Below are 22,000 nucleotides of genomic sequence, written 5' to 3'. Positions count from 1 at the left end.
TGACCAAGATCGTGACAGGGATGTGATGCGGCTCATATTGGGGGAAAACCCTGGAAACCACCAGGGCCCTATTGATTACCTAAAAAGTATCAATAGGGCCCTACTGCTATGTGTAGCGTGTGCTATCTCAGGACTCCGGAGCGTGCACCTGCGTGGGGTTGAGCACCCGGGACAGGAAAGTCTGGGTCCGCTGGTGCTGGGGAGCACCGATCACGTCACGGGCTTGGCCTTCCTCCACCACCACACCGCCGTCCATGAACACCACGCGGTCTGCAACGTCGCGGGCGAAAGCCATCTCGTGAGTGACCACCAGCATGGTCATGCCCTCCTTGGCCAGGTCCCGCATGATGGCCAGCACATCACCCACGGTTTCCGGGTCCAGGGCGGAGGTGGGTTCGTCAAAGAGCATCAGCTCCGGGTCCATGGACAGGGCCCGGGCAATGGCCACGCGCTGCTGCTGGCCACCGGAGAGCTGGGCGGGGGCGCTGTCTGCCTTGTCAGCCAGACCCACGCGTTCCAGATTGTGCAGCGCTGTCTCCCGCGCGGCTGACTCCGAACGGCCCAGCACCTTGCGCTGAGCCACCGTCAGATTCTTCAGCACGGACATGTTGGGAAACAGATTGAACTGCTGAAAGACCATGCCAACGCGGCGTCGAACGGCGTCGATGTCAACGTCGGGATCGGTCACCTCCACATCCCCGATATGGATGCGGCCACGCTGCGGGGACTCCAAGAGGTTGACGCAGCGCAGCAGAGTGGACTTGCCCGAGCCGGAGGGCCCGATCAGGCACACCACCTCACCGGGCTGGACGTCCAGGGAGATGCCTTTGAGCACATCCAGGGACCCGTAGGACTTGTGCAGGCCGTCAATGGTGACCGACGCCGGGTGGGCTGCCGTTTCCGTGGCAGTTGACTTCTTCACTGTGAACAACTCCTACTTACGGGCCGAACGGGCGTCAGCGCGCGTCTCGAAGTACCGGGCCAGCAGGCCCAGGGGAACGGTGATGATCAGGTAACACACACCGGCCAGGACTAGGGGAGTCAGACCCGCGCCGGTGCCGGAGATGGCCTCACGGCCGAACTTGGTGAGTTCGTACTGCGCCACCGTCATGCCCAGCAGATAGACCAGGGAGGAGTCCTTGGCCAGCAGGATGACCTCATTGGTCAACGGCGGCAGCACAATGCGCAGCGCTTGCGGAATGATGATGGTGATCATGGCCCGCGAATGGGTCATGCCCAAGGACCGAGCGGCCTCGTACTGGCCTTTGGGCACTGCCTGCAGGCCAGCACGCAAGGACTCCGCAATGTAGGCGGCTGAGACCAGGCCCAGAGCCAGCATCACGGTGACCAGATTGTTGAATCGGACCTGGAAAGCCAGCGGCACGCCGAACCCCAAGGCCAAGAACACCAACAGCGCTGGGACACCACGGAAGAGCTCAATGTAGAGCGTGGCAATCCAGCGGTACGGGGCCACGGAGGACAGCCGCATCAGCGCCAACAGAATGCCCCCGGACATACCCGCCACAAAGCCCAGTGCCGTGTAGATTAGCGTGTTCTTCAAGGCCACCGTGATGATCTGCGGGAACTGCTGAGCCATCACCGATGGGTTCAGGGCTCGGGAGATCAGAGTGTTCCAGTCTGCAATCAGAATCAGGGCCACCACGATCACCACCAGCAGCCCGTACTGGACTCCCCGGGAGATCTTGGCCCTCTGGCGGGCGGTCATAGCCATGTGGGGCTCATTCCTTCTCTTGATGTGTGAACCGCGATCACTGCTCGGTGATCGGAACCCATTTCTGGGTGATTTCCTCCAAGGTGCCGTCACCCTTGATGCGCTCCAAGGTGGAGTTGACCGCCGCCAGCATGGCGGTGTCTCCCTTACGGACAGCTACCCCGAACTGGTCATCCGCCTCAACTTCTTCAACCACCACAAAGTCCGGGTAGTCCTCCGAATGCTGGGCAATGGGCACCAAGTCATCAAGCACAGCATCCACGCCACCGGACTGCAGGTCCTGGAACATGAGGACGTCCTCGAACTGCACGGCGTTCAGCCCCAGTTCCTTGGCCTTGACGTCCCCGGTGGTTTGCTGCATCACTCCAACGCGGGCCTTGGAGTCCACGGCGTCCTGTACGGAGGTGATCTGGGAACCGTCCTTGACCACCAAGCCCAGTTGGTTGTCAAAGTACGGCTCGGAGAAATCCATGACCGAACGGCGCTCATCCGTCATGGTCAACGCGGAGGTGACAATGTCGCACTGGCGGGTGTCCAGGGCAGCCCCAGAAACCATGGTTTCAAAGGGCAGGGTCACGTTGTGGACTTCAAGGTTGTTGTCCTTGGCGATCTCCGCCGCCAGATCCATGTCCAGGCCCACCATTTCCCCGCCTTCTTCCATCTCGAAGGGCGGGTAGTTGGATTCCGAGCACACCGTCAGCTGGCCATCGGAGATGGTTTCCAAAGTGCCATCGGTGGAGCCTGTATCCGCCCCCGTGGTGGACGTGCATGCGGTCAGGGCCAGCAGGCTCACGGTGCTGAGGCCCACCAGTACACGAGCGGTGGAAGTTTTCACAGACCCATCCACTCTTCACGCATGGTGTCCATGGTGCCGTCGTCGTTGATGCGCTGAATGGTTGAGTTCACGGAGTCCACCATCTCCGTGTTGTCCGAATTCACGGCCACGCCCAGCTGCTCGCCATTGGATTCCTGGTCCACCAGTTCCAGATCCGGATTCTCCGCGGCGCGATTGCCCAGAACGGAGACGTTGCCGATCACGGCCTCCACGCCACCGGTCTCCAGGGACTGCAGCATCAGCGCGGTGTCTTCCTGCTGCTCAAAGTTCAGGCCGTTGTCCTCGGCGTACGTTTGGCCCGTGGTGGCCTGCTGAACGGCCACGCGGGCATCGCCGATGTCGTCAAAGCTCTGAATGTCGGAGCCTGCGGTGACCAGCAGGCCCAGTTCGTCGTCGAAGTACGGCTCGGAGAAGGCCATCACGGACTGGCGGGCCTCGGTGATGGTGATGCCGGAAATGGCGATGTCGCACTTGTTGGTGGACAGATCCGCCCCGGACTCGATGCCTTCAAAGCCGGTCTGGATGACGTTCTTCTCCAGATCAAGGTCGGCAGCGATTTCATCGGCCAGGTCCATGTCAAAGCCCACCACCTCGCCGTCGCGTTCGAACTCGAACGGGGTGTACGGGGTGTTGCTGCACACGGTCAGCTTGCCGTCTTCAATCAGCGGGACGCCGGAGGCGGACTGGTTCTCACCCGTTGTGGAGGTGCAGCCGGTGAGAACCAGAGCGGTGGCTCCGCCGGCAGCCAGGAGGGTGGAGAGGTTGCGGGTTTTCATGGGTGTTACCTCGGTGCGTCATGTGGTGTGGGCAAGGGGACGGACTCGCGCTGGTGAGCACCCGGTGGCGCTGACCTGACGGCGCCGCCGCCACGGTCATCCGTGGGCCTGCACAGGCCCGGGAACCGGGGCGGTGACCGCTTCATGGTAGCCGTACCGCTGTGGCCTGGAGGTTACGCACTCCGGTGCCCGCGGGCTCTCATCGGGGTATGACCCCCAAAGCGCCTAGTACCGGGCGTAACTTGGCCTGAGTTTCGGCCAGTTCATCCTCCGGCACGGAAGCCTCGACGACGCCGCAGCCTGCGTAGACGTGTGCCGTGCGGGCATCTCTTTGGACACCGCCGCGCAGGGCGATCCCAAAGTCGCCGTTGTGGCGTGCATCCAACCAGCCGACCGGGCCGGCGTAGAGCCCACGGTCCAGACCCTCCAAACGAGTGATGGCCTCGGCGGCAGGCTGGGTGGGTGTCCCGCAGACTGCCGCCGTGGGGTGCACCGCTTCCACAAGTTCCAAGGCCGAAGGCACACTGCCATCCGGCCCGGGGCGCAGCTCAGCGGTGACATCGGAGGCCAAGTGCCAAACATTGGGTAGCTCCAACACAAAGGGCCCAGGGGAGGAGACCACGTCATCCGTGTAGGCGGACACCGAATCCAGTAACGAGGTGATCGCAAAATCGTGTTCGGCGCGTTGTTTGGCGTCCTCCAAGAGGTTTTCCCGAGCCCACCGGGACTCGTCCATCCCAGCAGGAACTGACCGGCGGTCCAGAGTTCCGGCCAGTACCCGGGCGTGCAGGCGCCCGTTGAGAACACGCACCAGGCGCTCGGGGGTGGCCCCGAACAGCCTGTTGACGGTGGGGTCCCGGTGCTCTTCCACGCACACGCAGTAGGTCCAGCAGGTGTTGTAGTCAGCGGCAAGAGCTCGCAGCGCACCGGGGAGATCAAGATGCTCTGTCTGCGCGCGGACTTCCACGCGGCGGGCCAGCACCAGCTTGTCCAACTGGCCGTCTGCAATCAGCCCCACGCCATCCGCCACGGCCGCACACCAGGCACGGTCTGCGGCCGGGTTCTCCTGCGCCACCGGTGCAACATCTGAAGCTGAGGGGACTGCATCCGAGGATGTGAGGTGCGCACGAGTCGGCTCACCGATGGGCCGCACGGTGGGTATCCACCGGGACCAGGCTGCGGCCACATCAGCCACGGTGAGCGTGGGGGCGGTGGAGACCAAGGTGACCCAGGCGCCGTCGTCGTCGTGACCCACCACCAGTTCCGGGAGCACCAAGCCGGACGATGTGGGGGAGGACCGGGCAAAAGTGAAGGCGCCAAAGGCCACCGGTCCCGTGGCCGAACGGTGCACGGGGTCGGTGATCTTCAGCCCGGAAGTCAGAGTGTCCCACCACGCGCGAGCTGCGGTGAAGCGGTCCTCACCGGTGACCAGCACGTGTGCGGCGCGCCCAAACCCCACCAGACCCAGCCCGCCGATGGTCCAGCAGCTGGTGCGTTGCCCGTCCAGGATGCGGCGCAGATCCGGGGCGGCCGCAAAGTCGGCCGGGACCGGGGAGTTTGGCAGGGCGGCCAAATCCTGTAACGGCACGGTCAGGGAACTGGAGAGAGCGTGAGTGGAGGCGGGCATCCCGGTCAGTGTAGATCCAGGGCGTGCCTCCCGGGCACCAGTCACCGACTGCCTGCCGGGGTGGCCTGCTGGACACTTGCCGGACGGGGGCTACCGACTACCTGCCGGACGGGGCTACTGGCCACCGCAGGGCGGTGGGTTTAGTGCCGGTGCCGGGAGATGCGAAACTGTCAGGGTGAATCGTGCAGACCTGAACAAGCGCAAGGACGCTGTCACCGCAATGTTTGACCAGGTGGCCCCGCGTTATGACATCACCAATGACATTCTTTCGTTGGGGCAGACCCGGGGTTGGCGGAAAGCCGTGACGGAGGCCGTGGGTGCGGTTCCCGGCGAGTTTGTCCTGGATTTGGCGGCGGGAACGGGGAAATCCTCGGAGCCGTTTGCGGATGCCGGTGTGCAGGTGGTTGCTGCGGACCTGTCCCTGGGCATGCTGCAGGTGGGGCGTACGCGCCGCCCGGACATTGAGTTCGTCCAAGCGGATGCCACCATGCTGCCGTTTGCCGATGATGCCTTTGACGCCGTGACCATCTCCTACGGGTTGCGCAATGTGGAGGGTTATCACCGGGCGCTGCATGAGATGTACCGGGTGACCAAGCCGGGTGGGAGGTTGGTGATTGCGGAGTTCTCCACCCCCACCAACAAGGCTTTCCGCAAGGTCTACAGCGAATATCTGGTCAAGGCACTGCCGGGGGTGGCCAAGAAGGTTTCCTCCAATCCGGAGGCCTATGAATATCTGGCTGAATCCATAGCGGCCTGGCCGGATCAGGACGGTCTGGCCAAGGACATCACGGCCGCTGGCTGGGAGCAGGTGCGTTATCGCAACCTCTCCGGGGGCATTGTGGCAATCCACCATGCCGTCAAGGGCCAGGCTCCGTCTTACGGTGCACCGGAGATCAAACTGGCGTGAAGGTTCTGATTTCAGGCGGTGGCCCGGCAGGCGCCACCGCGGCCTACTGGCTGGCCTCCCAGGGTGTTGAGGTCACTGTCCTGGAAAAAACCTCCTACCCCCGGGAGAAGGTTTGCGGGGATGGTCTGACACCGCGTGCGGTGCGGGAAATGCAGTTGATGGGTCTGCCGCACGGTCCCGAGTTGGGGTATAAACGCAATCAGGGTTTGCGGATTCGTGCTCGGGGTCGCTCTATCGAGTTGCCGTGGCCGCAGCTGACGGACTTCCCGAATTACGGGTTGGTGCGTTCGCGCGCGGGCTTTGACCAGCACTTGGCGGAGCACGCTCGCGGGGCGGGCGCCCAGATCATTGAACGCCGCTCGGTCACGCACGTGCTGCGCCAGGACGATGACCGCGTGATCGGTCTGCGCGCCAATGTCCTGGATGAACGTGGACGCCGCACCGGGGACACGGAGGACCACCGCGCGGATGTGATTCTGGCCTGCGACGGCGTCTCCTCCCGAACCGCTGTTTCCGCCGGGTTGCACCGGCGCGAGGACCGCCCCATGGGGGTGGCCGTACGTGCCTACTACCGATCTCCGAGGGCCGATCTGGACTGGATGGAAGGGTGGCTGGAACTCACGGACGGCACCGATCCCCAGGGTGGACTGCTGCCCGGCTACGGGTGGGTGTTCGGCGCCGGAGACGGCACCGCCAACGTGGGGTTGGGCATCCTGGACACTTCTCCGGCGTTCGGCAAGATCGACTACCGGCAGGTCCTCACGGACTGGACCGCATCCATGCCTCCCGAATGGCAGTTCGACCCGGAGCACCGGCAGGGAAGGGTGCTCTCCGCAGCCTTGCCCATGGCTTTCAACCGCACCCCACACTGGATCCCGGGAATGTTGCTGCTGGGAGATTCGGCCGGGTTGGTTTCTGCCTTCAACGGGGAGGGAATCTCCAATGCCATGGAGTCTGCCCGCTACGCAGCCGAGCACATTCTGCAATCCCAACGTGCCAACGGGCCCGCTCAGAGGGATGCAGTTCTGGCGGGGTACCCCCACCGGCTTCGCCGGGAATGGGGCGCGCATTTCACGCAGGGGCGTCTGCTGGCAGAGGCCATCGGGCACCCGCGGATCATGAAGGCTGCGCTGGCCACAGGCATGTCCGTCCCGCCGCTCATGCGGTTTGTGGTGCAGACCATGACCGAGCTCACGGATCACCCGGCCCGCACGTGGCAGGACCGCACCGTGGCCGTTCTGGATGCCCTCACCCCGTCCACCAGAAACCAGTAGAGTGATACCCCGTGACTGACTCCTCCACCTCAACACCGCGGCCCGGCCACGCGCACACCCCCACGGGTGAGTTCGGTGCTGCCGCTGTGCCGGAGGCCTTTGAGTCAGATCTTCCCGCGGGTATGGAGGTACTCACCCAGGACCCCGAGTTCGCGGCCCGCGTGCTGGCAGCTCTGGGCCAGATAGAGTCCCGGCTGGCTCAGCACGTCGAAAGTTCGGATCCCCTGATTCACGTGACCGCATCCCACCTGCTCAATGCAGGTGGGAAGCGCATTCGTCCGTTGCTGACCCTTTTGGCCGGGGAAATTGGTGGAGGCATCAACGACGACGTCATCAACGCCGCCGTCGTGGTGGAGCTGACCCACTTGGCTTCCCTGTATCACGACGACGTCATGGATTCGGCGCCCGTACGCCGCGGTGTGGACACCGCCCACACGGTGTGGGGCAACAACGTGGCGATCCTGACCGGTGACCTGATCTTTGCCCGGGCTTCCTCCTTGGTGGCCACCATCTCCGGGCGGGCCTATCAGATCCAGGCATTGGCTTTCGAGCGGTTGGTGATCGGGCAGTTACAGGAGACTTCGGGCCCGCCTGAATGGGCAGATGCCCTGGAGCACTACCTGCAGGTGCTGGCCGGTAAAACGGGCTCCTTGATTGCGGCCTGCGGTGTTTTCGGCGCCGTGCTGGCCGGTGGTTCCGCCGAGGCGGAGCGAATCATGGAGACCTACGGTGAAAAGCTTGGCGTGGCTTTTCAACTGGCAGATGACGTCATTGACATTACCTCACCATCGGCCACCTCCGGCAAGGCCCGCGGCACGGATCTGCGGGAGGGCATTCCCACCCTGCCGGTGCTGATGCTGCGTCGCATGGCCGATCAGGGGGACGACTCAGCCAGGGAGGTTTTGTCCCTGGTGGACGGCGATCTCAGCTCGGACAGCGCTTTGGAGGCCGCTGTTGCTGCGCTGTCCGAACATGCAGCCATCCAGGCGTCCTGGGAGGTTGCCGAACAGTGGGTGGCCCAAGCCGAAGCGGCTCTGGAACCGCTTCCGGAATCTACCGCAAAGGCCGCTCTGCACAGCTTTGCCCGCGGTATGGTTCATCGCCGCGCGTGACTCGGGGGTAACCTAACGCTCAAGCCGCTGATTCGGCCACCCTCACCAGAATCACGGCAGGTTCCAAACTGCGCCGGAGCGCCCCATGCGACTCACGGCACCTGAGCACCACGAGGTGGACCAGTGTCCTCTAACAAAACTGCACCCCCCGCTGCGCGGCAGCGCGAGGTCTTCTCCAATCGCACCGTCTTCATCCTTGCCGCCATGGGTTCAGCCATCGGCTTGGGAAACATCTGGCGGTTCCCCTACGTTGCGTATGAAAACGGCGGCGGCGCCTTCATGGTGCCGTACCTGATTGCTCTTCTGAGCGCAGGTTTGCCGCTGCTCATGCTGGACTACGCGGTGGGTCACCGATACCGTGCCTCCGCGCCCCTGTCCTACCGCCGCCTGCACCCCAAAGCTGAGTTCTTGGGATGGTGGCAACTGTGCATCTGCTTTGTGATCGCCGCGTACTATGCCGTGATCATTGCCTGGGCCGGCTCCTACACCATCTTCTCCGTGACGCAGGCCTGGGGGGATGACCCCGAAGGCTTCTTCATGGGCCAGTACCTCCAGGTGGCTGAGGACGTTGGACTCGGCTTTGATTTTGTCCCGCAGGTCTTGCTGGGTCTTGCCCTGGTCTGGATTGTTCTGCTGATTGTCATGGCGCTGGGCGTTCAACGCGGCATTGGCCGCTTCAACGTGATCTTCATGCCGTTACTGGTCATCATGTTTGCCGTCATGGTGATCATGGCCCTCACCTTGGACGGGGCAGCGGCCGGCCTGGATGCGCTGTTCACCCCGGACTGGTCGGCGTTGGGCAATAGCGCTGTGTGGATGGCTGCCTACGGCCAGATTTTCTTCTCCCTGTCCGTGGGCTTCGGCATCATGGTCACCTACGCCTCCTACCTCAAGCGGAAGTCTGATCTGACCAGCACCGCACTGGTGGTCGGATTCGCCAACTCCAGCTTTGAGATTTTGGCCGGCATCGGTGTTTTTGCGGCACTGGGCTTCATGGCTGCGGCCTCCGGCGTGGGTGTTTCAGAGGTGGTTTCCGGCGGCATCGGGTTGGCGTTCATCGCCTTCCCCACGATCATCTCCCAAGCACCGCTGGGCGCTCTGCTGGGGGTACTGTTCTTCGGTGCCCTGACCTTTGCGGGCTTCACCTCCCTGATCTCCATTGTGGAGGTGATCATCGCCGGGATTCAGGACAAGCTGGGCCTCAACCGCGTGGCCGGTACCCTGGCCGTCATCATCCCGCTGGCCGCTGCCTCCCTGCTGTTGTTCCCCACCACCACGGGGTTGAACTTGTTGGACGTGACAGATGCCTTTGTCAACAACTTTGGCATCATGGCTGCCGCCCTGGTCTGCGTGATTCTGTTGACTGCTGGGCTTTCCGCCCTGCCCGGTTTGCGCGATCACCTCAACGCGGTGTCTGCCTTCAAGGTGGGCCGTACCTGGATGATCCTGCTGGGTGGTGTGGTCACCGTGGTTCTGGGCTACTCGCTCATCGGTCAGCTGACCACCGTGCTGTCTGAGGGCTACGGGGACTTCCCCGGCTGGTACGTGGCCACCTTCGGTTGGGGTATGGCCATCTCCCTGGTGGTGATCTCCGTGATCATCGCCAAGGTCCCGTGGTCCCAGCGCTCCCGTGGTGCACAGCCTTCTCCGGCGCTGCCGGTGTTGGATCCCGGAGTGGACCGGAAGTACATGACCACGGGGTCTCTGGCCACCATCACCAGCACCTCCGTGCGCGATGGCTCACCCTGGGATGACCGGGACGCTGCTGCCACCCCTGAACCGTGGTCAGCAGAGGCAGAATCCGCACCATCCACAGGCAGGCACGTGGCCACGGAAGCTGAGACAACCGCAGGGAAGGAGGGCAACCGATGAGCACTTCAGCCATCATCATGTTGATCGTGGCGGGCGTGACCGTGTGGGGCGGCTTGGCCGCATCCATCGTGAACCTGCGACGCAATCCGGACCAAGGCGGGGACGAATAACGCCCGACCTCCACCCGCCGAAGCGCCACCGCGCTGACGCCGACTTCCCATCTGAACGCCGAGCCCCCACGTTGTGGGCGGTGATCTGGCAGCCAGATGGGAAGTCGGCGTCTGGGGCCTAGGGGCGATGGGGTCAGCGCCGGGGTGGGTGACGACGGCGTCGTCGTAACCGTGTTGCATCCACCATCAGAACGGCCACCGCTATCCACACGAAGCCGAACCCCATCCAGCGCTCCAGGGGCATGGCTTCATGCAGGATGAACACCGCAATCAAGAACTGCATGATGGGGGCAATGTATTGCAGCATTCCCACGGTGCTCAGCGGTAACCGCGCAGCGGCCAGCCCAAAGAGTAGTAGTGGAACCACGGTGACCACACCCGTGGCGGCCAACAAAGTGGTGTGCAGCCAGCCGTAACCGAACAAGGTCAGATCCCCACGGGCGGCCTGTTGAGCCACGATCACCACGGCGATGGGCATGATCGCCAGGGTTTCCACGGTCAGGGCCACCAGTGCCGGCCAGCTGCCCCCCAGCATGGACTTGGTCAGCCCGTAGAGCCCAAAAGTGAAGGCCAGGCCCAGGGACAGCCACGGCACCTGGCCGTAGAACACGGACATCACGCCCACTGCTATTGCGCCCAGACCCACAGCCACCCATTGCAGCCGGCGCAGACGTTCCCGGAGCACCACCACCCCCAAGGTGATGGCCACCAGCGGGTTGATGAAGTACCCCAGGGAGGCCTCCAGCGTGTGTCCCGTGGTGGTGGCAATGGTGTAGAGCAGCCAGTTGCAACCGATCAGAGCACCCGAGAGGGCGAACAGCCCCAACGTTCGCGGCCGGGCGAATACCGCCAGGAAGCGGCCGAACTGCCCAAAGGCGCCCAGCAACACCAGGCACAGGGCCAGGGCAAACAGCACGCGCATGGACACGATTTCCCATGCCCCAGACGGCGCGAGCGCCACGAAATACAGGGGCAACAACCCCCACAGTCCGTAGGCGCTCGCTCCGTAGATCAGCCCGCGCCGCCCCTCCGAGGCCGGGCGGTGATCCCCGGAAGGATTCACACGGTCACTGACCAATCACAGGCCAATCAGAGTCCGAAGAAGCGGCTGAAGAAGCCCTTCTTGCGCGGCTGGTCGTCCTGCTGCTCGTCGCGTTCGGGCTGATCCGCGGACGTATCCGCAGCGGCGGCCTCCGTGGCGTCTGCGGGCTGACCAGTTTCCACCGGGGCCACAGCGTCCTCCTCGATGGGACGAGCCGTTGCGGGCTCCTCCACACGGGGCTGAACCACGGCGGGGCGCTGCTCGTCGAGGTCCGCGCCGTCCACATCTGGTGCGCGGTCTTCGGCCTGCTCGGTCTCTGTCTGCTCGGTTTGGGCCTGCTCGTCACCTTCCACGGCAGCTTCCAGATCTGCGGCAAAGTCCTCGTCCGTAGCGGACTCAGCAACCGACTCGCTGGACGCGGCGGGCTCAGCGGCCTGCTCGGACTGGTGAGCTGCCGGCTGATCCGCAGGCTGATCGACCTGAGCATCGCGGTCCTCGGCCAGGGACGGCACCGTGGTGGTGGTGACTTCCCCGGGAGCGACGTCGCGGCGCGGCTCCTGGTCGTACGGCAAGTCCTGCTCGTGTTCCGTGGCGGCGCCGGGGACGGGGGCGTCCATCTCTTCCTGAGCCAGCTCGGCGGGCAAGGGCTGCTCGGTGGCCGACTCGCTGGCCTCTGCAGCTTGCTCGGAAGCATCGGTGCTCAAATCCGTAGCGTCGGAGCTCGGCTGGGCGGCGGCGTCGTCGTGTGTGGAAACCGGGGCGGCAGCGGCAGTTGCTTGCCTGCGTGACGCTTCCTGCTCCTGACGGGCCGCAGTGTCCCGGGCGGCCTGTTCATCGGCAATGCGGCGTGCGTCCGCGCGGTCCGCAGCCAGAGCCTCACGGCGGGTGCGGGCGTCCTGCTCCAGGCGGGTGAGTTCGTCGTCGCTGACCGTGGCCTCTGCTGGTTCCACACCGGAGATCTGGTGCTCTTCAAGCCAGAAGCGCTGGGCACCGTCGCGGGTGGTGATCACGCACATGGCATCCGTGTCCCACTCAATGTGGGCGCCGCGCAGCTTGGCGTAGGAGTCCAGCGCGCGGTTGTGATCCACGGCGGTGCCGGTCTGCAGACCCTCCGCGATCACGCGCATCATGGTTTCCAGGCTGATCGGTTCCAGTTCCAATTCCGGACCGTCCAACAGCAGCCATGCCGTCACATTCTTGCCAACGCGTGCGGGGTAATGGGCCCACAGCCCTGTCAGGGCCTTGGCCGCCAACGTGACCTGGCGGGCAAAACCGTCCTGCGTGGGCACCTCATCCGTGATGAGTTCGGCAACATCCGAGCGCGCAGCGGACTCACGGGTCTGCACGGCGGCGGCCACCACCTCGGACGGGAAATGCCCCAATTCCTGCCAAGACCACACCCAGGAACCGCGGTCTGCGGAATCCGTGCCCAGCAGGTGAGGGGTCAGCACCACGGGGGGATCGGACTGGAGAGTGAAGGAGGGAACGGAGAAGTCCACGTCCCACTCCACACCCTGGCTCAATTCAGCCAACCGGGCCTGATGCTCGGTCGAAATAAAGATCGAGTCGTCGATCAATTCCTGCAGTGAAGTCGTCATGCTCCCCAGGCTAGCAACGGTGGCTGTGCGGAGGACATCAGCAACCCCACATGAAGGGCGGATGTGAGCGGATCATCACTGAGAACCCCCGGATAGGGTGGGCTCATGACGCAGGATCAAGAACAACCCACCCGGCGCTCGCGGGACCGCTCCGGTCACCACGCGGCGGCCAAACTGACAGATCAGCAAGTGGCGCAGGCTCTCCAGGAGGAGCTGCGAGCCGTGGGGGATTGGGTGCTGGGGGTGCTCAACGCCCAACCGGGGTGGGAGCGGATGGAGGTTGACCTCAAACCGCAAGGTGGCCGCATCTGGTTGCGGATCACCGAGCACCGCGACGGCCGAGTTCTTCCGGGGACAGTGGGACCCATCAAACCGGGCAGTCCAGTGCTGCGGCGGATCAACCGCTTGCAGTCCCTGTCCTACCGGCCGGGGCGGGGTACCTGGCTCTCCACCGTGGTCAGCGTGATGGCGGATGGCTGGCCAACCCCGCAGTACTCCTTTGCCACCGCGCACAATTTCGACGAGCGTCCCCCCACACTGGGGGAGGAAGGCTCCTACTCCCTGGAGGACGGGTTGGAGCACCTGGAGAGTTTTCCCCGGACTCAGGCCCGTGTGCCTGGCTGGCTGGCCCAGCTGGCTGCGGAGTCAGGTCAGAGCATTCAGGTTCTGGCCCCGGAGGCGGAGGCGGAATCCACACCGGAAGGCACCGTGAACCCACGGTTGCGTGAAGCCGTTGCGGGCTTTGCCGCAGCCCCCTCAGACACGGCCCTGATCGAGGTCATGCGCCAAGCAACCGCCGGCGATTTGCTGGTGGATGCCACCGGCTCCACCTTGATTCGCACCGACAGCGGCGAGTTGAGCCCGGAATCCCAGATTCAATTGCAGAGTTTTGCCGAACCGGATGGGACGCGGACCCTGGCGGCCTACACCGCAGCAGTGGATGCCCGAGCCATGTTTGAACGGTCGGGCCAGGAGGGGGAGCCGGTCTTGCTACGCCAGCCCGCCGCAGCCGTTCTGGACCTGGTGGGTGCTGATGACCAGTACGACCACTTGATTCTGGACGCCGGTGGTGCCTCCTGCCGGATTCCGCGCCGCCAGATTGAGTGGTTGCTCTCCTCGCCGCGCAACGACGTCGCCAAGAACGGTCTGCTGGTGGACAACATCCCACAGGTGCTCTCCGGGCTTGTGGCGGCCAACGGAGTTCTTCTGCTGGGCGTTCGGCCAGTGGAAGGCGCCCAGGGGGCGGATGATGTGGAGCCGGTGTGGGCCAAGCCGCAGGAGGGGCAGGACGCGGACACTCTTTTGCTGTTCACCTCTGCGGCTGAGGTGGCGGCGCTGGACCCCACGCTGGAGATTCGCTCGGCAGCGGGCAGGGATGTCCTGCGTTACGCGTTGGGCACCGGGGCCGAGCAGGTGTGCATCAACGCCCGTCCGCCGGTGGCCACGTTCAGCATGGAGGACATTCGCAGTGTCCTGGACTCCATCGCAACCCCGTCCACCTCTCCCACCCAGCACCCCTCCGCCGAAATCATGGATTGATGGAAAATCTGGCCCAAAAATTGGGTCAAACCATGATTTCGGCGGAGGGGGTCAGGAGTTCAGTGCCGCGCGGACTCGCTGGCCCAACTCCGGGTGCACGTTTTCCCAGTACTGCAGGGCGCGTTCCAGGATTTCAGCATCCTGAACCTCACCCACGTGACCGGCAATGTTGTCCACCAGTACGGCTTGCTGATCGGCATTGAGAACCTGCGAGTAGAGGATTCCCGCCTGGCCAAAATCGTCGTCGGCCTCATGGAGCGTGGCTGCGGCGCGGACCATCTCTCCATCGGTCTCCCAGCGCATTTCATCGGCGGGCTTCACACCCTGCCCGGCAACCGGACCACCCTTGGTGTTGGGTGCGTAAACAGGCTGATCGGGGGCCTTGAAGGAATGCCGCATGGGGCCGTCCTGCGAATATGAGTTCTGCTCGGCGTAATGCGGGTAGTTCACCGGCAATTCGGCAAAGTTGGCTCCCAGGCGGTGACGGTGGGTGTCCGGGTAGGAGAACACGCGGGTCATCAACATCTTGTCCGGGGAGATTTCGTGCCCCGGAACCGTGTTGCCCGGGGAGAACGCCGCCTGCTCAATCTGGGCAAAGAAGTTCAACGGATTCTGGTTCAGCGTGAAGCGGCCAATCTTGATCCTCGGGTAATCACCCTTGGGCACAGTCTTGGTCACATCAAAGATGTTGTAGCGGTAAGTCTTGGCATCTTCATACGGAATCACCTGGACCTCAACGGACCAGGACGGGAACTCGCCACGCTCAATGGAGTCGTAGAGGTCACGGCGGTGGGCATCGGCGTCATCACCGGCAATCTTGGCGGCTTCCTCCTCGGAAAGCCCTTCAACACCCTGCTCGGAGATGAAGTGGTACTTGACCCAGAACCGTTCGCCAGAGTCGTTGACCCACTGGTAGGTGTGCGAACCGTAGCCGTTCATGTGACGCCAGGACGTGGGAATGCCACGCTCACCCATCAAGTAGGTCACCTGATGCGCAGATTCGGGGGACTGGGTCCAGAAATCCCACTGCATGGTGTTGTCCCGCAGACCGGAGCCGGGAAGGCGCTTCTGGGAGTGGATGAAGTCCGGGAACTTGATGCCGTCCCGGACAAAGAAAACGGGCGTGTTGTTGCCCACGATGTCCAGGTTGCCCTCGGTGGTGTAGAACTTCAGCGAAAAACCACGGGGGTCACGCCAGGTGTCCGGCGAGCCCTGTTCGCCGGCCACGGTGGAGAAACGCGCCAGCATGGGAGTTTTGGTGCCCTGCTGGAACACTGCGGCTCGCGTGTACTGGGAGACGTCCTCCGTGATTTCCAGTTCACCGAATGCGCCACCGCCCTTGGCATGCACCACGCGCTCGGGGATGCGTTCGCGGTCAAAGGCCGCCAGCTTTTCCACCACGTAGGTGTCATGCAGGGCAATCACGCCGTCCGGGCCGCCGCTGGTCAGGGAGTGAGCATCCGAGCTGACGGGTTTGCCCAGCTGATCGGTGGTGAAACTGCCCGTGGCGCGCAGCCCAGTCTCCACAATGTTCTGATTGGTGCTCTGCGAATCGGCAGACATGATTCCTCCTGAATGTTGACGTGCCTTCAGCCACCGTAACCCAGGGGCCGGAATCGCCGGGTACGTCCAACAGGAAAGTTCACTGATCTTTGGCTGGGCAAAGGCTGGATGATTATTTACCCAGGTCAAGCGCCTTGGATGGCTACCGCACGGCACGTAGACTAGGGAGGCTCGCGGGTATACCTGCCCGCCCAGGATGCTTGTTAGGAGGAGGCTGCGCCATCGGAGCCCCACGCGATTCACAGTCCCCGCCCCAGATCGACCAGACGGGCGCCTCCCCGGCCGTGCCCACCCCCGGCCAAGCGGATACCGCAACCTCCTACGCGCAGGCTCCCCATGCCGAGGCTCCCGCAGCGGAGCCACAGCCTTCGGACGTGAACCAGGGGGCGACGTCGCAGGCCGGCTCCGTAGAAGACGCCCCCTCTGTCGTGGGCGATGAGCAACTGCTGGAGGCTGTCCGGGCAGGGGATGAATCCTCCTACGGTGTGCTCTACGAACGGCACCGCTCCACGGCGCTCAATGTGGCGCGCATGCACACCCGCAATGTTCACGACGCCGAGGACCTTGTGTCCGAGGCTTTTGCCAAGGTGTTGGCGGTGATTCGTAGCGGTGGTGGGCCGCAGAAGTTCATGCGCAGTTACTTGGTCACCACCATCGGCCGCTTGGCGGTGGATCATGCGGTCAGCACCGGCAAGATTCGGCCGGTGGATGAGCACACGGTCCTGGACCGACCGCAAGATTTTGACGACGTCGTGGTCAAACAGTGCGACTCCATCACCGTGGCCAACGCCTTTGCCTCCCTCCCGGAGCGCTGGCAAGCGGTGCTATGGCACACGGAAGTGGAGGAGATGAAGCCGCGGGCCGTGGCAGGTCTGTTGGGGATGACCCCCAATGCCGTTTCTGCCCTGGCCAAGCGCGCCCGGGAAGGGTTGCAAGCCGCTTATCTCCAAGCGCAGGTTTCACACGCCGCCACAGCCTCCTGCCCGGAGGTGGCCGGAGAGCTGGGTGCCTTTGTTCAAGGCAGTTTGGGCTCAAGGGCTCGCCGCGAGGTTCAGCAGCATCTGGATTCCTGCCCGCGCTGCACGGCCGAGTACCTTCAGCTGCAAGACACTGGAGTGGGTATGCGCACCTGGCTGCTGCCTGCCCTGGCCGCGTTGCCGCTGTGGGGAACCGAGTCCAAGGTGCTGGCTGCGCTGATGGTTTCCGGTACCGGCGGCCTGGCGGGTGTCACCACGGGAACTCAGGCCACAGTGGCTGGGACCGCAGATGCGGCGGGCTCTCCCGCAACCGACGGGGCCGCAGCAACCAGTGAGGGTGCCGCAGCCAACGGGGCCGCAGCATCTCATGCTGACCCTGCCACCACAGCCGCAGCGGGGGATGCAACGGCGCCCGACGACGTCGTGAGTGCCGGTTCCGCTGCAAGCGCCACCGGGCCGGCGGGCGAGTCTGCCTCCACCGCCAACAGCGGGTCAGGTGGCGCCGGGGTCACGGGAGTGGTTGCCGGAGCAGGTGCGGGACTGGGACTGAAAATCGCGGTGGGCGCGGTTGCCGCATCTGCAGCCGTGGCCCTGGTGGGCGTTGGGGTCAGCACACTGGTTCAGGACGATGGCACCAACAACTCCACCACGTTGGGCGGCCTTCCCTTCCCGGCCAACGGAAACGTGACTCCGGAGGATTCCGGGGACACCGCAGCCACCTCCGTGCCCTCGGGCAATTCCGACTCCGCAACTGACCCGGAGCAGCCGGAGGTCCCCGGCGCCACTCAGATGCGTGCTGTCAACGACGACGACGCCCCGAGCGAGCCGTCATTCATCACCGCCTTGGACCGGGCCCAAAACCGCGACACAGATGTAGCTGCCGGACCGGACATGGCTGGTGGATCGGATGGCGGTGGCGGCGATACCTCCGCCGGATTCGGGCAGCCTTCCGCTGGGCAGCAACCTTCTGGAGCGCAGCAGTCCGCCGAGAGCCAAGGCGGTAGCGGTCTGTTGTCCTTTGGCCAGGCCGGGACCAGCTACAGTGCGGCCACGGAATCTGGCTACCCGCAGTCCGGGACTCGGCCAACTCCCTGGGCTCCCAATGTGCCGCAGCAGAACTCAGGGTCTCTGCCGGCTCCCACATGGACCACGCCCCTGGCTCCGACTGCTCCTGAGCCCGCAGCTCCTACCAGCCCGGTGGCGCCGCCGCAGACAACCACTCCCACAGCACCCGCCCAACCGGGCACAGCTGATCCCACCGTTGATCCTCCCGTGCCATCAGTCCCCAGTGCGCCTGCGACCCCGGTGGCTCCCGGTGCCCCTGAAACATCGGCACCGATCGAATCCTCCCCTGCGACCAACTTTGCCCCCGCGGTGCCTGGCACCCCTGCGGTCGAGGATTCGTCGGCCGTTGAGGACTCCACGGCAGGTGACGACGCCGGAGCCGCCTCAAGCCCCGAGCGCGTCTCACCCGCTGAATCGGAACCGACCACTGAGCCGGAATCAAGCGCAGATCCGGAACCAGCTGCCGACCCTGCCCCCGTGGCTGATCCGGAACCAACTGCTGATCCGGAACCAACCACTGATCTGGGCACTGCCCCGGAACCCGCTCCGGACCAGGAGCCCACGGCATCCGAGCCGGAGCCCACCTCCAACAGTGGCGAGACGGGTAATGACTCCACGCCCGAGTCGACCGAAGCAGCTCAACCAGTAGACCCAGTAGAGCCGGCCGAACCGGCGGAGCCTGTCCAGCCCGTGGACGATTCAGCCACCGATTCCACTGATGCTGATCCAACGGCCCCTGAGAGCACCCCAGCGGACAGCACAGACACCGCGGACAGTACAGACACGGCAGACGCCACCACGAATGATTCAGACAGCACCAACACGGACGAGGATGCTGTAGGCCCCAGGGATACCACCACGCAGGACCCGGGACAGGGGGAGAATGCCACTCCGGGCCAGGGCCAAGGCCCCGGCGGCTGGTGGCTCTGGACACCGCAGGGCTGGGTTCGGCTCAGCTGAGAGAATGGTGCATGTTCACCCAGACTCTGCTGTTGCTACGCCGCAGCCCGGAACACATCCGCGGGGACTTCAGTTGAGGTAAGTGAACATTACGGATCACACATCAAGGAATGATACGAACACCATGCACCGACATTTCAACGGGTTGAAAACCGTAACTCTTCTGGGTGGCATGTGGCTTCTGCTGTTGGCCATCGGCTACGGGGTGGCCGTGGCCGCCAACAACTCCATGTTCATTTTCCTCTTTGCGCTGATCGGGTTGGGCACCACCGCTTACAGCTACTGGAACAGCGACAAAATTGCGCTGAAGTCCATGCGCGCCGTTCCGGTGACGGAGCAGCAGGCGCCGGAGCTGTACCGGATTGTTCGTGAGCTTTCAGACCAGGCGGGCCAGCCCATGCCGCGGCTTTACATCTCACCCACCATGAGCCCCAATGCTTTTGCCACCGGACGTAACCCGCAGAATGCGGCGGTGTGCTGTACCGAGGGCATCATGCAGTTGCTCGATCAGCGCGAGCTGCGCGGGGTTCTGGGACACGAACTCATGCACGTTTACAACCGAGACATCCTGACCTCTTCGGTTGCGGCAGCCATTGCGGGTGTGATCACTTCCGTGGCGCAGATGCTTCAATTCGCCGCGATCTTTGGCCGCGGTGGAAACAGCAACAACGGCGGAAACGTGCTGGGTGGCCTGGCCATTGCGTTCCTGGCGCCCGTGGCTGCCACCGTGATCCAGCTGGCGATCTCCCGCACCCGCGAGTACGACGCCGATGAGGACGGTGCCAAGCTCACCGGTGACCCCATCGCCCTGGCGAATGCCCTCAACAAGATCGAGAATGGTGTCAACGCCCGGCCGCTGAACGCCAACGATCAAAGGGTGGTCAACACCTCTTCCATGATGATCGCCAACCCATTTGCAGGTCGCGGCATGGCCAATCTGTTCCGCACTCACCCGCCCACGGCGGATCGCATTGCTCGCCTGCAAAACATGGCTCGCGGGGGCTACACACAGCGTTGAGCGTTCACCCGCTTGACCACAGTCCACACAACGCATGGAGCAGGTCCACCACGTGAGTGGACCAACGACGACGCCGGTGTTCACCTTCGGAAGGTGAGCACCGGCGTCGTCGTTGGTCAGGGGGTTGCCGCAGGGGCTCTAGCGGAAGTTCACAAACTGCAGATCCACCTCAACGTCCGCTGACTTCAAGAGGTTGATGGTCTCCTGGAGGTCATCGCGGGACTTGGAGGAGACGCGCAGTTCATCACCCTGGATGGTGGCTTTGACGGACTTGGGGGCCTCATCCCGGATGATCTTGGAGATCTTTTTGGCCTGGTCCTGGGCAATGCCCTCCTTGATGGTGGCCTCAATACGGAACTCCTTGCCGGAGGCGTACGGTTCCCCGGCATCCAGGGACTTCAGGGAGATGCCGCGCTTGACCAACTTGGACTGGAACACGTCCAAAACCGCCTGTGCGCGCTCCTGGGAGTTGGCCTTGATGAGGATCTTTTCGCCGGAGAAGTCGATGTCCGCGCCAACGCCCCGGAAGTCGTAACGCTGCGCCACCTCCTTCTGCGCCTGGTTCAATGCGTTGGACACCTCCTGCTTGTCCACCTTGCTGACAACATCGAAGGTTGAGTCGCTGGCCATGGGTAACTCGCTTTCATGACGGGGTTGTGGGGCAGCGGTGCCCCGTGGAAGTCACAGGCCAGTCTAGAGGTGTGATGGATTTGTGATGTCCGTCTGAGGACTTCTGCAGGTAGATCCGGCACACTGCACTCATGAGTGCAACGTCGTCGAAGTTTTTGCTGAACTCGCCGTCGGATCCGCAGCGGCGCTCGCGGATAGCCAATGGGGTCTCACAGTTGAACCGCCAGGCAGCCCGGACCGGCAAAGCAGCCGTGGGTACCGTGCTGGCGGCTGCCCTGCTCACCGGTATGGGCTCGGCCCCGGCGGTGGCCGTGGACGTCACGGGAGAGATTCCTGCGGTCAGCCCGGATCAAGGTGTGCTCTGGGATCAACCAAGCGTGACCACTTCGCAGCTTGCGGTCACTGAACGGCTGGGTGCCGTGGCAGAGGAACTGGACCGTGCCGTGAGCCGAGGGGAAGTCACGCTGGAACAGGCATTGGCGTTCTTTGCCCAGATCCAGGCACGCGCCTTTTCCGTCTGAGCTCGCTGGAGAGCAAACACTTCAAGGCCGAGGCAGCGATTTGGCTCCTTCGCCCATGTTCAGTAGAGTTGCACCGCTCCTGTTGCAGGGGCGCGTCAGGGTCAGTGGCAACACGGCCCGTGACAAACTCGGCAGATTACCCGAGCGGCCAAAGGGGGCTGACTGTAAATCAGCTGGCACTGCCTACGGGGGTTCGAATCCCTCATCTGCCACAAAGTCCCGGAACCACCTGGTTCCGGGACTTTTGCATTGCTGGCGTGCGCTTCCGGCTTTCCCTGGTGGTGAACGCACAAGACACCTCTCCCTGGGGTCCGTAGGCTGGACACCATGGCTACGGTTGAAATCACTCAGGAAAACCTGCAGGAAACCATCAGCGGTAATGACATTGTTCTACTGGACTGGTGGGCTGACTGGTGCGGCCCCTGCAAGCAGTTTGCCCCCACGTTCGAGTCAGCTTCAGAGAAGAACCCGGAAATCGTGTTCGGCAAGGTGGACACGGAGGACCAGCAGGCGCTGGCCGCTTCCGCACAGATCTCCTCCATCCCCACCCTCATGGCTTTCCGGGAGGGCATTTTGGTGTTTTCCCAGGCTGGCGCATTGCCGGAATCCGCACTGGATCAGGTGGTCGACGCCGTGAAGGGCTTGGACATGGAAGAAGTTCGCAAGCAGGTGGCCGAACAGCAGGCCGGTGACACCGAGCAGTAAAACCAGGGCAGGGCTGCACGAGCAAGCCGAGGCAGCGCAGCTGCACAGAACATGAGGGTGGGCGAGTCCGCGGACTCGCCCACCCTCTCTGTGTTTCTGGCCCATGAGCCTGTTTCTGCTGGATTCCGGTGGCAACC

General features: G+C 63.8%; 19 protein-coding genes and 1 tRNA gene. 11 read left to right on the top strand and 9 right to left on the bottom strand.

What is annotated here, in order from left to right; translation table 11 throughout:
* Positions 1-127: 127 nt before the first annotated feature.
* The 5 genes from Q4G32_RS01685 to Q4G32_RS01665 all read right to left on the bottom strand — a co-directional run bounded on the left by Q4G32_RS01685 (position 128) and on the right by Q4G32_RS01665 (position 4,970).
* The gene (locus Q4G32_RS01685) at positions 128-922 is read right to left on the bottom strand and encodes an amino acid ABC transporter ATP-binding protein (protein ID WP_303348768.1); all 795 of its coding nucleotides are present in this window, start codon (positions 920-922) and stop codon (positions 128-130) included.
* Between the two features lie 12 nt (positions 923-934).
* Positions 935-1,732 (bottom strand): amino acid ABC transporter permease, encoded by a 798-nt coding sequence (locus Q4G32_RS01680; protein ID WP_303348766.1) that lies wholly within the window; start codon positions 1,730-1,732, stop codon positions 935-937.
* Positions 1,733-1,769: 37 nt separating this feature from the next.
* Positions 1,770-2,567, bottom strand: a complete 798-nt coding sequence (locus tag Q4G32_RS01675; protein ID WP_303348763.1) for an ABC transporter substrate-binding protein — start codon at positions 2,565-2,567, stop codon at positions 1,770-1,772.
* The gene (locus Q4G32_RS01670; protein ID WP_303348761.1) at positions 2,564-3,343 is read right to left on the bottom strand and encodes a transporter substrate-binding domain-containing protein; all 780 of its coding nucleotides are present in this window, start codon (positions 3,341-3,343) and stop codon (positions 2,564-2,566) included. The genes Q4G32_RS01675 and Q4G32_RS01670 overlap by 4 nt, the downstream gene beginning before the upstream one ends.
* A gap of 199 nt (positions 3,344-3,542) precedes the next feature.
* Positions 3,543-4,970: an isochorismate synthase gene (locus Q4G32_RS01665; protein WP_303348760.1), complete on the bottom strand. Its 1,428-nt coding sequence runs from the start codon at positions 4,968-4,970 to the stop codon at positions 3,543-3,545.
* 175 nt (positions 4,971-5,145) lie between these two features.
* Between Q4G32_RS01665 and Q4G32_RS01660 the strand changes: the two genes are divergently transcribed.
* The 5 genes from Q4G32_RS01660 (at position 5,146) to Q4G32_RS01640 (ending at position 10,245) form a co-directional block, all read left to right on the top strand.
* On the top strand, positions 5,146-5,877 hold the full coding sequence (locus Q4G32_RS01660; protein ID WP_303348759.1) for a demethylmenaquinone methyltransferase: 732 nt from the start codon (positions 5,146-5,148) through the stop codon (positions 5,875-5,877).
* A complete protein-coding gene (locus tag Q4G32_RS01655) occupies positions 5,874-7,151 on the top strand; it encodes a geranylgeranyl reductase family protein (RefSeq protein ID WP_303348758.1) in 1,278 nt (425 codons plus the stop codon). The genes Q4G32_RS01660 and Q4G32_RS01655 overlap by 4 nt, the downstream gene beginning before the upstream one ends.
* Positions 7,152-7,162: 11 nt before the next feature.
* The gene (locus Q4G32_RS01650; RefSeq protein ID WP_441327441.1) at positions 7,163-8,263 is read left to right on the top strand and encodes a polyprenyl synthetase family protein; all 1,101 of its coding nucleotides are present in this window, start codon (positions 7,163-7,165) and stop codon (positions 8,261-8,263) included.
* A 123-nt stretch (positions 8,264-8,386) separates the two neighbouring features.
* Complete coding sequence (locus tag Q4G32_RS01645) at positions 8,387-10,135, top strand: sodium-dependent transporter (protein ID WP_303348757.1); 1,749 nt, start codon at positions 8,387-8,389, stop codon at positions 10,133-10,135.
* A complete protein-coding gene (locus Q4G32_RS01640; RefSeq protein ID WP_303348756.1) occupies positions 10,132-10,245 on the top strand; it encodes a methionine/alanine import family NSS transporter small subunit in 114 nt (37 codons plus the stop codon). Before Q4G32_RS01645 ends, Q4G32_RS01640 begins: the two co-directional genes overlap by 4 nt.
* Before the next feature lie 133 nt (positions 10,246-10,378).
* Here Q4G32_RS01640 and rarD read toward each other — a convergent pair whose 3' ends face one another.
* Together rarD and Q4G32_RS01630 are read right to left on the bottom strand one after the other, a co-directional pair.
* On the bottom strand, positions 10,379-11,308 hold the full coding sequence (rarD, locus tag Q4G32_RS01635) for an EamA family transporter RarD (RefSeq protein WP_303348755.1): 930 nt from the start codon (positions 11,306-11,308) through the stop codon (positions 10,379-10,381).
* A 26-nt stretch (positions 11,309-11,334) separates the two neighbouring features.
* Complete coding sequence (locus Q4G32_RS01630) at positions 11,335-12,885, bottom strand: DUF6882 domain-containing protein (protein WP_303348753.1); 1,551 nt, start codon at positions 12,883-12,885, stop codon at positions 11,335-11,337.
* A 105-nt stretch (positions 12,886-12,990) separates the two neighbouring features.
* On the opposite strand from Q4G32_RS01630, the gene Q4G32_RS01625 reads away from it, so the two are divergent.
* The gene (locus tag Q4G32_RS01625; protein WP_303348751.1) at positions 12,991-14,424 is read left to right on the top strand and encodes an SseB family protein; all 1,434 of its coding nucleotides are present in this window, start codon (positions 12,991-12,993) and stop codon (positions 14,422-14,424) included.
* A gap of 51 nt (positions 14,425-14,475) precedes the next feature.
* Here Q4G32_RS01625 and Q4G32_RS01620 read toward each other — a convergent pair whose 3' ends face one another.
* Positions 14,476-15,987, bottom strand: a complete 1,512-nt coding sequence (locus Q4G32_RS01620) for a catalase (protein WP_303348749.1) — start codon at positions 15,985-15,987, stop codon at positions 14,476-14,478.
* 284 nt (positions 15,988-16,271) lie between these two features.
* On the opposite strand from Q4G32_RS01620, the gene Q4G32_RS01615 reads away from it, so the two are divergent.
* Entirely contained in the window at positions 16,272-18,989 is a 2,718-nt protein-coding gene (locus tag Q4G32_RS01615; RefSeq protein WP_303348747.1) for a sigma-70 family RNA polymerase sigma factor, read from the top strand.
* A gap of 124 nt (positions 18,990-19,113) precedes the next feature.
* The gene (gene htpX, locus Q4G32_RS01610; protein ID WP_303348746.1) at positions 19,114-20,007 is read left to right on the top strand and encodes a zinc metalloprotease HtpX; all 894 of its coding nucleotides are present in this window, start codon (positions 19,114-19,116) and stop codon (positions 20,005-20,007) included.
* Between the two features lie 138 nt (positions 20,008-20,145).
* On the opposite strand, the gene Q4G32_RS01605 is transcribed toward htpX, so the two are convergent.
* Entirely contained in the window at positions 20,146-20,637 is a 492-nt protein-coding gene (locus tag Q4G32_RS01605; RefSeq protein ID WP_303348744.1) for a YajQ family cyclic di-GMP-binding protein, read from the bottom strand.
* Between the two features lie 131 nt (positions 20,638-20,768).
* Here Q4G32_RS01605 and Q4G32_RS01600 point away from each other — a divergent pair, with 131 nt between their 5' ends.
* The 3 genes from Q4G32_RS01600 to trxA all read left to right on the top strand — a co-directional run bounded on the left by Q4G32_RS01600 (position 20,769) and on the right by trxA (position 21,863).
* On the top strand, positions 20,769-21,158 hold the full coding sequence (locus tag Q4G32_RS01600; protein ID WP_303348743.1) for a hypothetical protein: 390 nt from the start codon (positions 20,769-20,771) through the stop codon (positions 21,156-21,158).
* A gap of 130 nt (positions 21,159-21,288) precedes the next feature.
* Positions 21,289-21,370, top strand: a tRNA-Tyr gene (locus Q4G32_RS01595).
* A gap of 115 nt (positions 21,371-21,485) precedes the next feature.
* Positions 21,486-21,863 (top strand): thioredoxin, encoded by a 378-nt coding sequence (trxA, locus tag Q4G32_RS01590; RefSeq protein ID WP_303348742.1) that lies wholly within the window; start codon positions 21,486-21,488, stop codon positions 21,861-21,863.
* The last annotated feature ends 137 nt before the right edge of the window (positions 21,864-22,000 follow it).

It is taken from the genome of Kocuria sp. (assembly GCF_030538595.1).
Classification (GTDB): Bacteria; Actinomycetota; Actinomycetes; order Actinomycetales; family Micrococcaceae; genus Kocuria.
Note: the sequence above shows the minus strand (reverse complement) of the source record. Positions and strands in the feature narration are given on the sequence as shown.

What these genes read in the sequence shown, in the direction of transcription:
- Q4G32_RS01680 (WP_303348766.1), bottom strand. Translation starts at nt 1,732, where the DNA reads ATGGCTATGACCGCCCGCCAGAGGGCCAAGATCTCCCGGGGAGTCCAG.
- Q4G32_RS01670 (WP_303348761.1), bottom strand. Translation starts at nt 3,343, where the DNA reads ATGAAAACCCGCAACCTCTCCACCCTCCTGGCTGCCGGCGGAGCCACC.
- Q4G32_RS01665 (WP_303348760.1), bottom strand. Translation starts at nt 4,970, where the DNA reads ATGCCCGCCTCCACTCACGCTCTCTCCAGTTCCCTGACCGTGCCGTTA.
- Q4G32_RS01640 (WP_303348756.1), top strand. Translation starts at nt 10,132, where the DNA reads ATGAGCACTTCAGCCATCATCATGTTGATCGTGGCGGGCGTGACCGTG.
- Q4G32_RS01630 (WP_303348753.1), bottom strand. Translation starts at nt 12,885, where the DNA reads ATGACGACTTCACTGCAGGAATTGATCGACGACTCGATCTTTATTTCG.
- Q4G32_RS01625 (WP_303348751.1), top strand. Translation starts at nt 12,991, where the DNA reads ATGACGCAGGATCAAGAACAACCCACCCGGCGCTCGCGGGACCGCTCC.
- Q4G32_RS01620 (WP_303348749.1), bottom strand. Translation starts at nt 15,987, where the DNA reads ATGTCTGCCGATTCGCAGAGCACCAATCAGAACATTGTGGAGACTGGG.
- htpX (WP_303348746.1), top strand. Translation starts at nt 19,114, where the DNA reads ATGCACCGACATTTCAACGGGTTGAAAACCGTAACTCTTCTGGGTGGC.
- Q4G32_RS01605 (WP_303348744.1), bottom strand. Translation starts at nt 20,637, where the DNA reads ATGGCCAGCGACTCAACCTTCGATGTTGTCAGCAAGGTGGACAAGCAG.
- Q4G32_RS01600 (WP_303348743.1), top strand. Translation starts at nt 20,769, where the DNA reads ATGAGTGCAACGTCGTCGAAGTTTTTGCTGAACTCGCCGTCGGATCCG.
- trxA (WP_303348742.1), top strand. Translation starts at nt 21,486, where the DNA reads ATGGCTACGGTTGAAATCACTCAGGAAAACCTGCAGGAAACCATCAGC.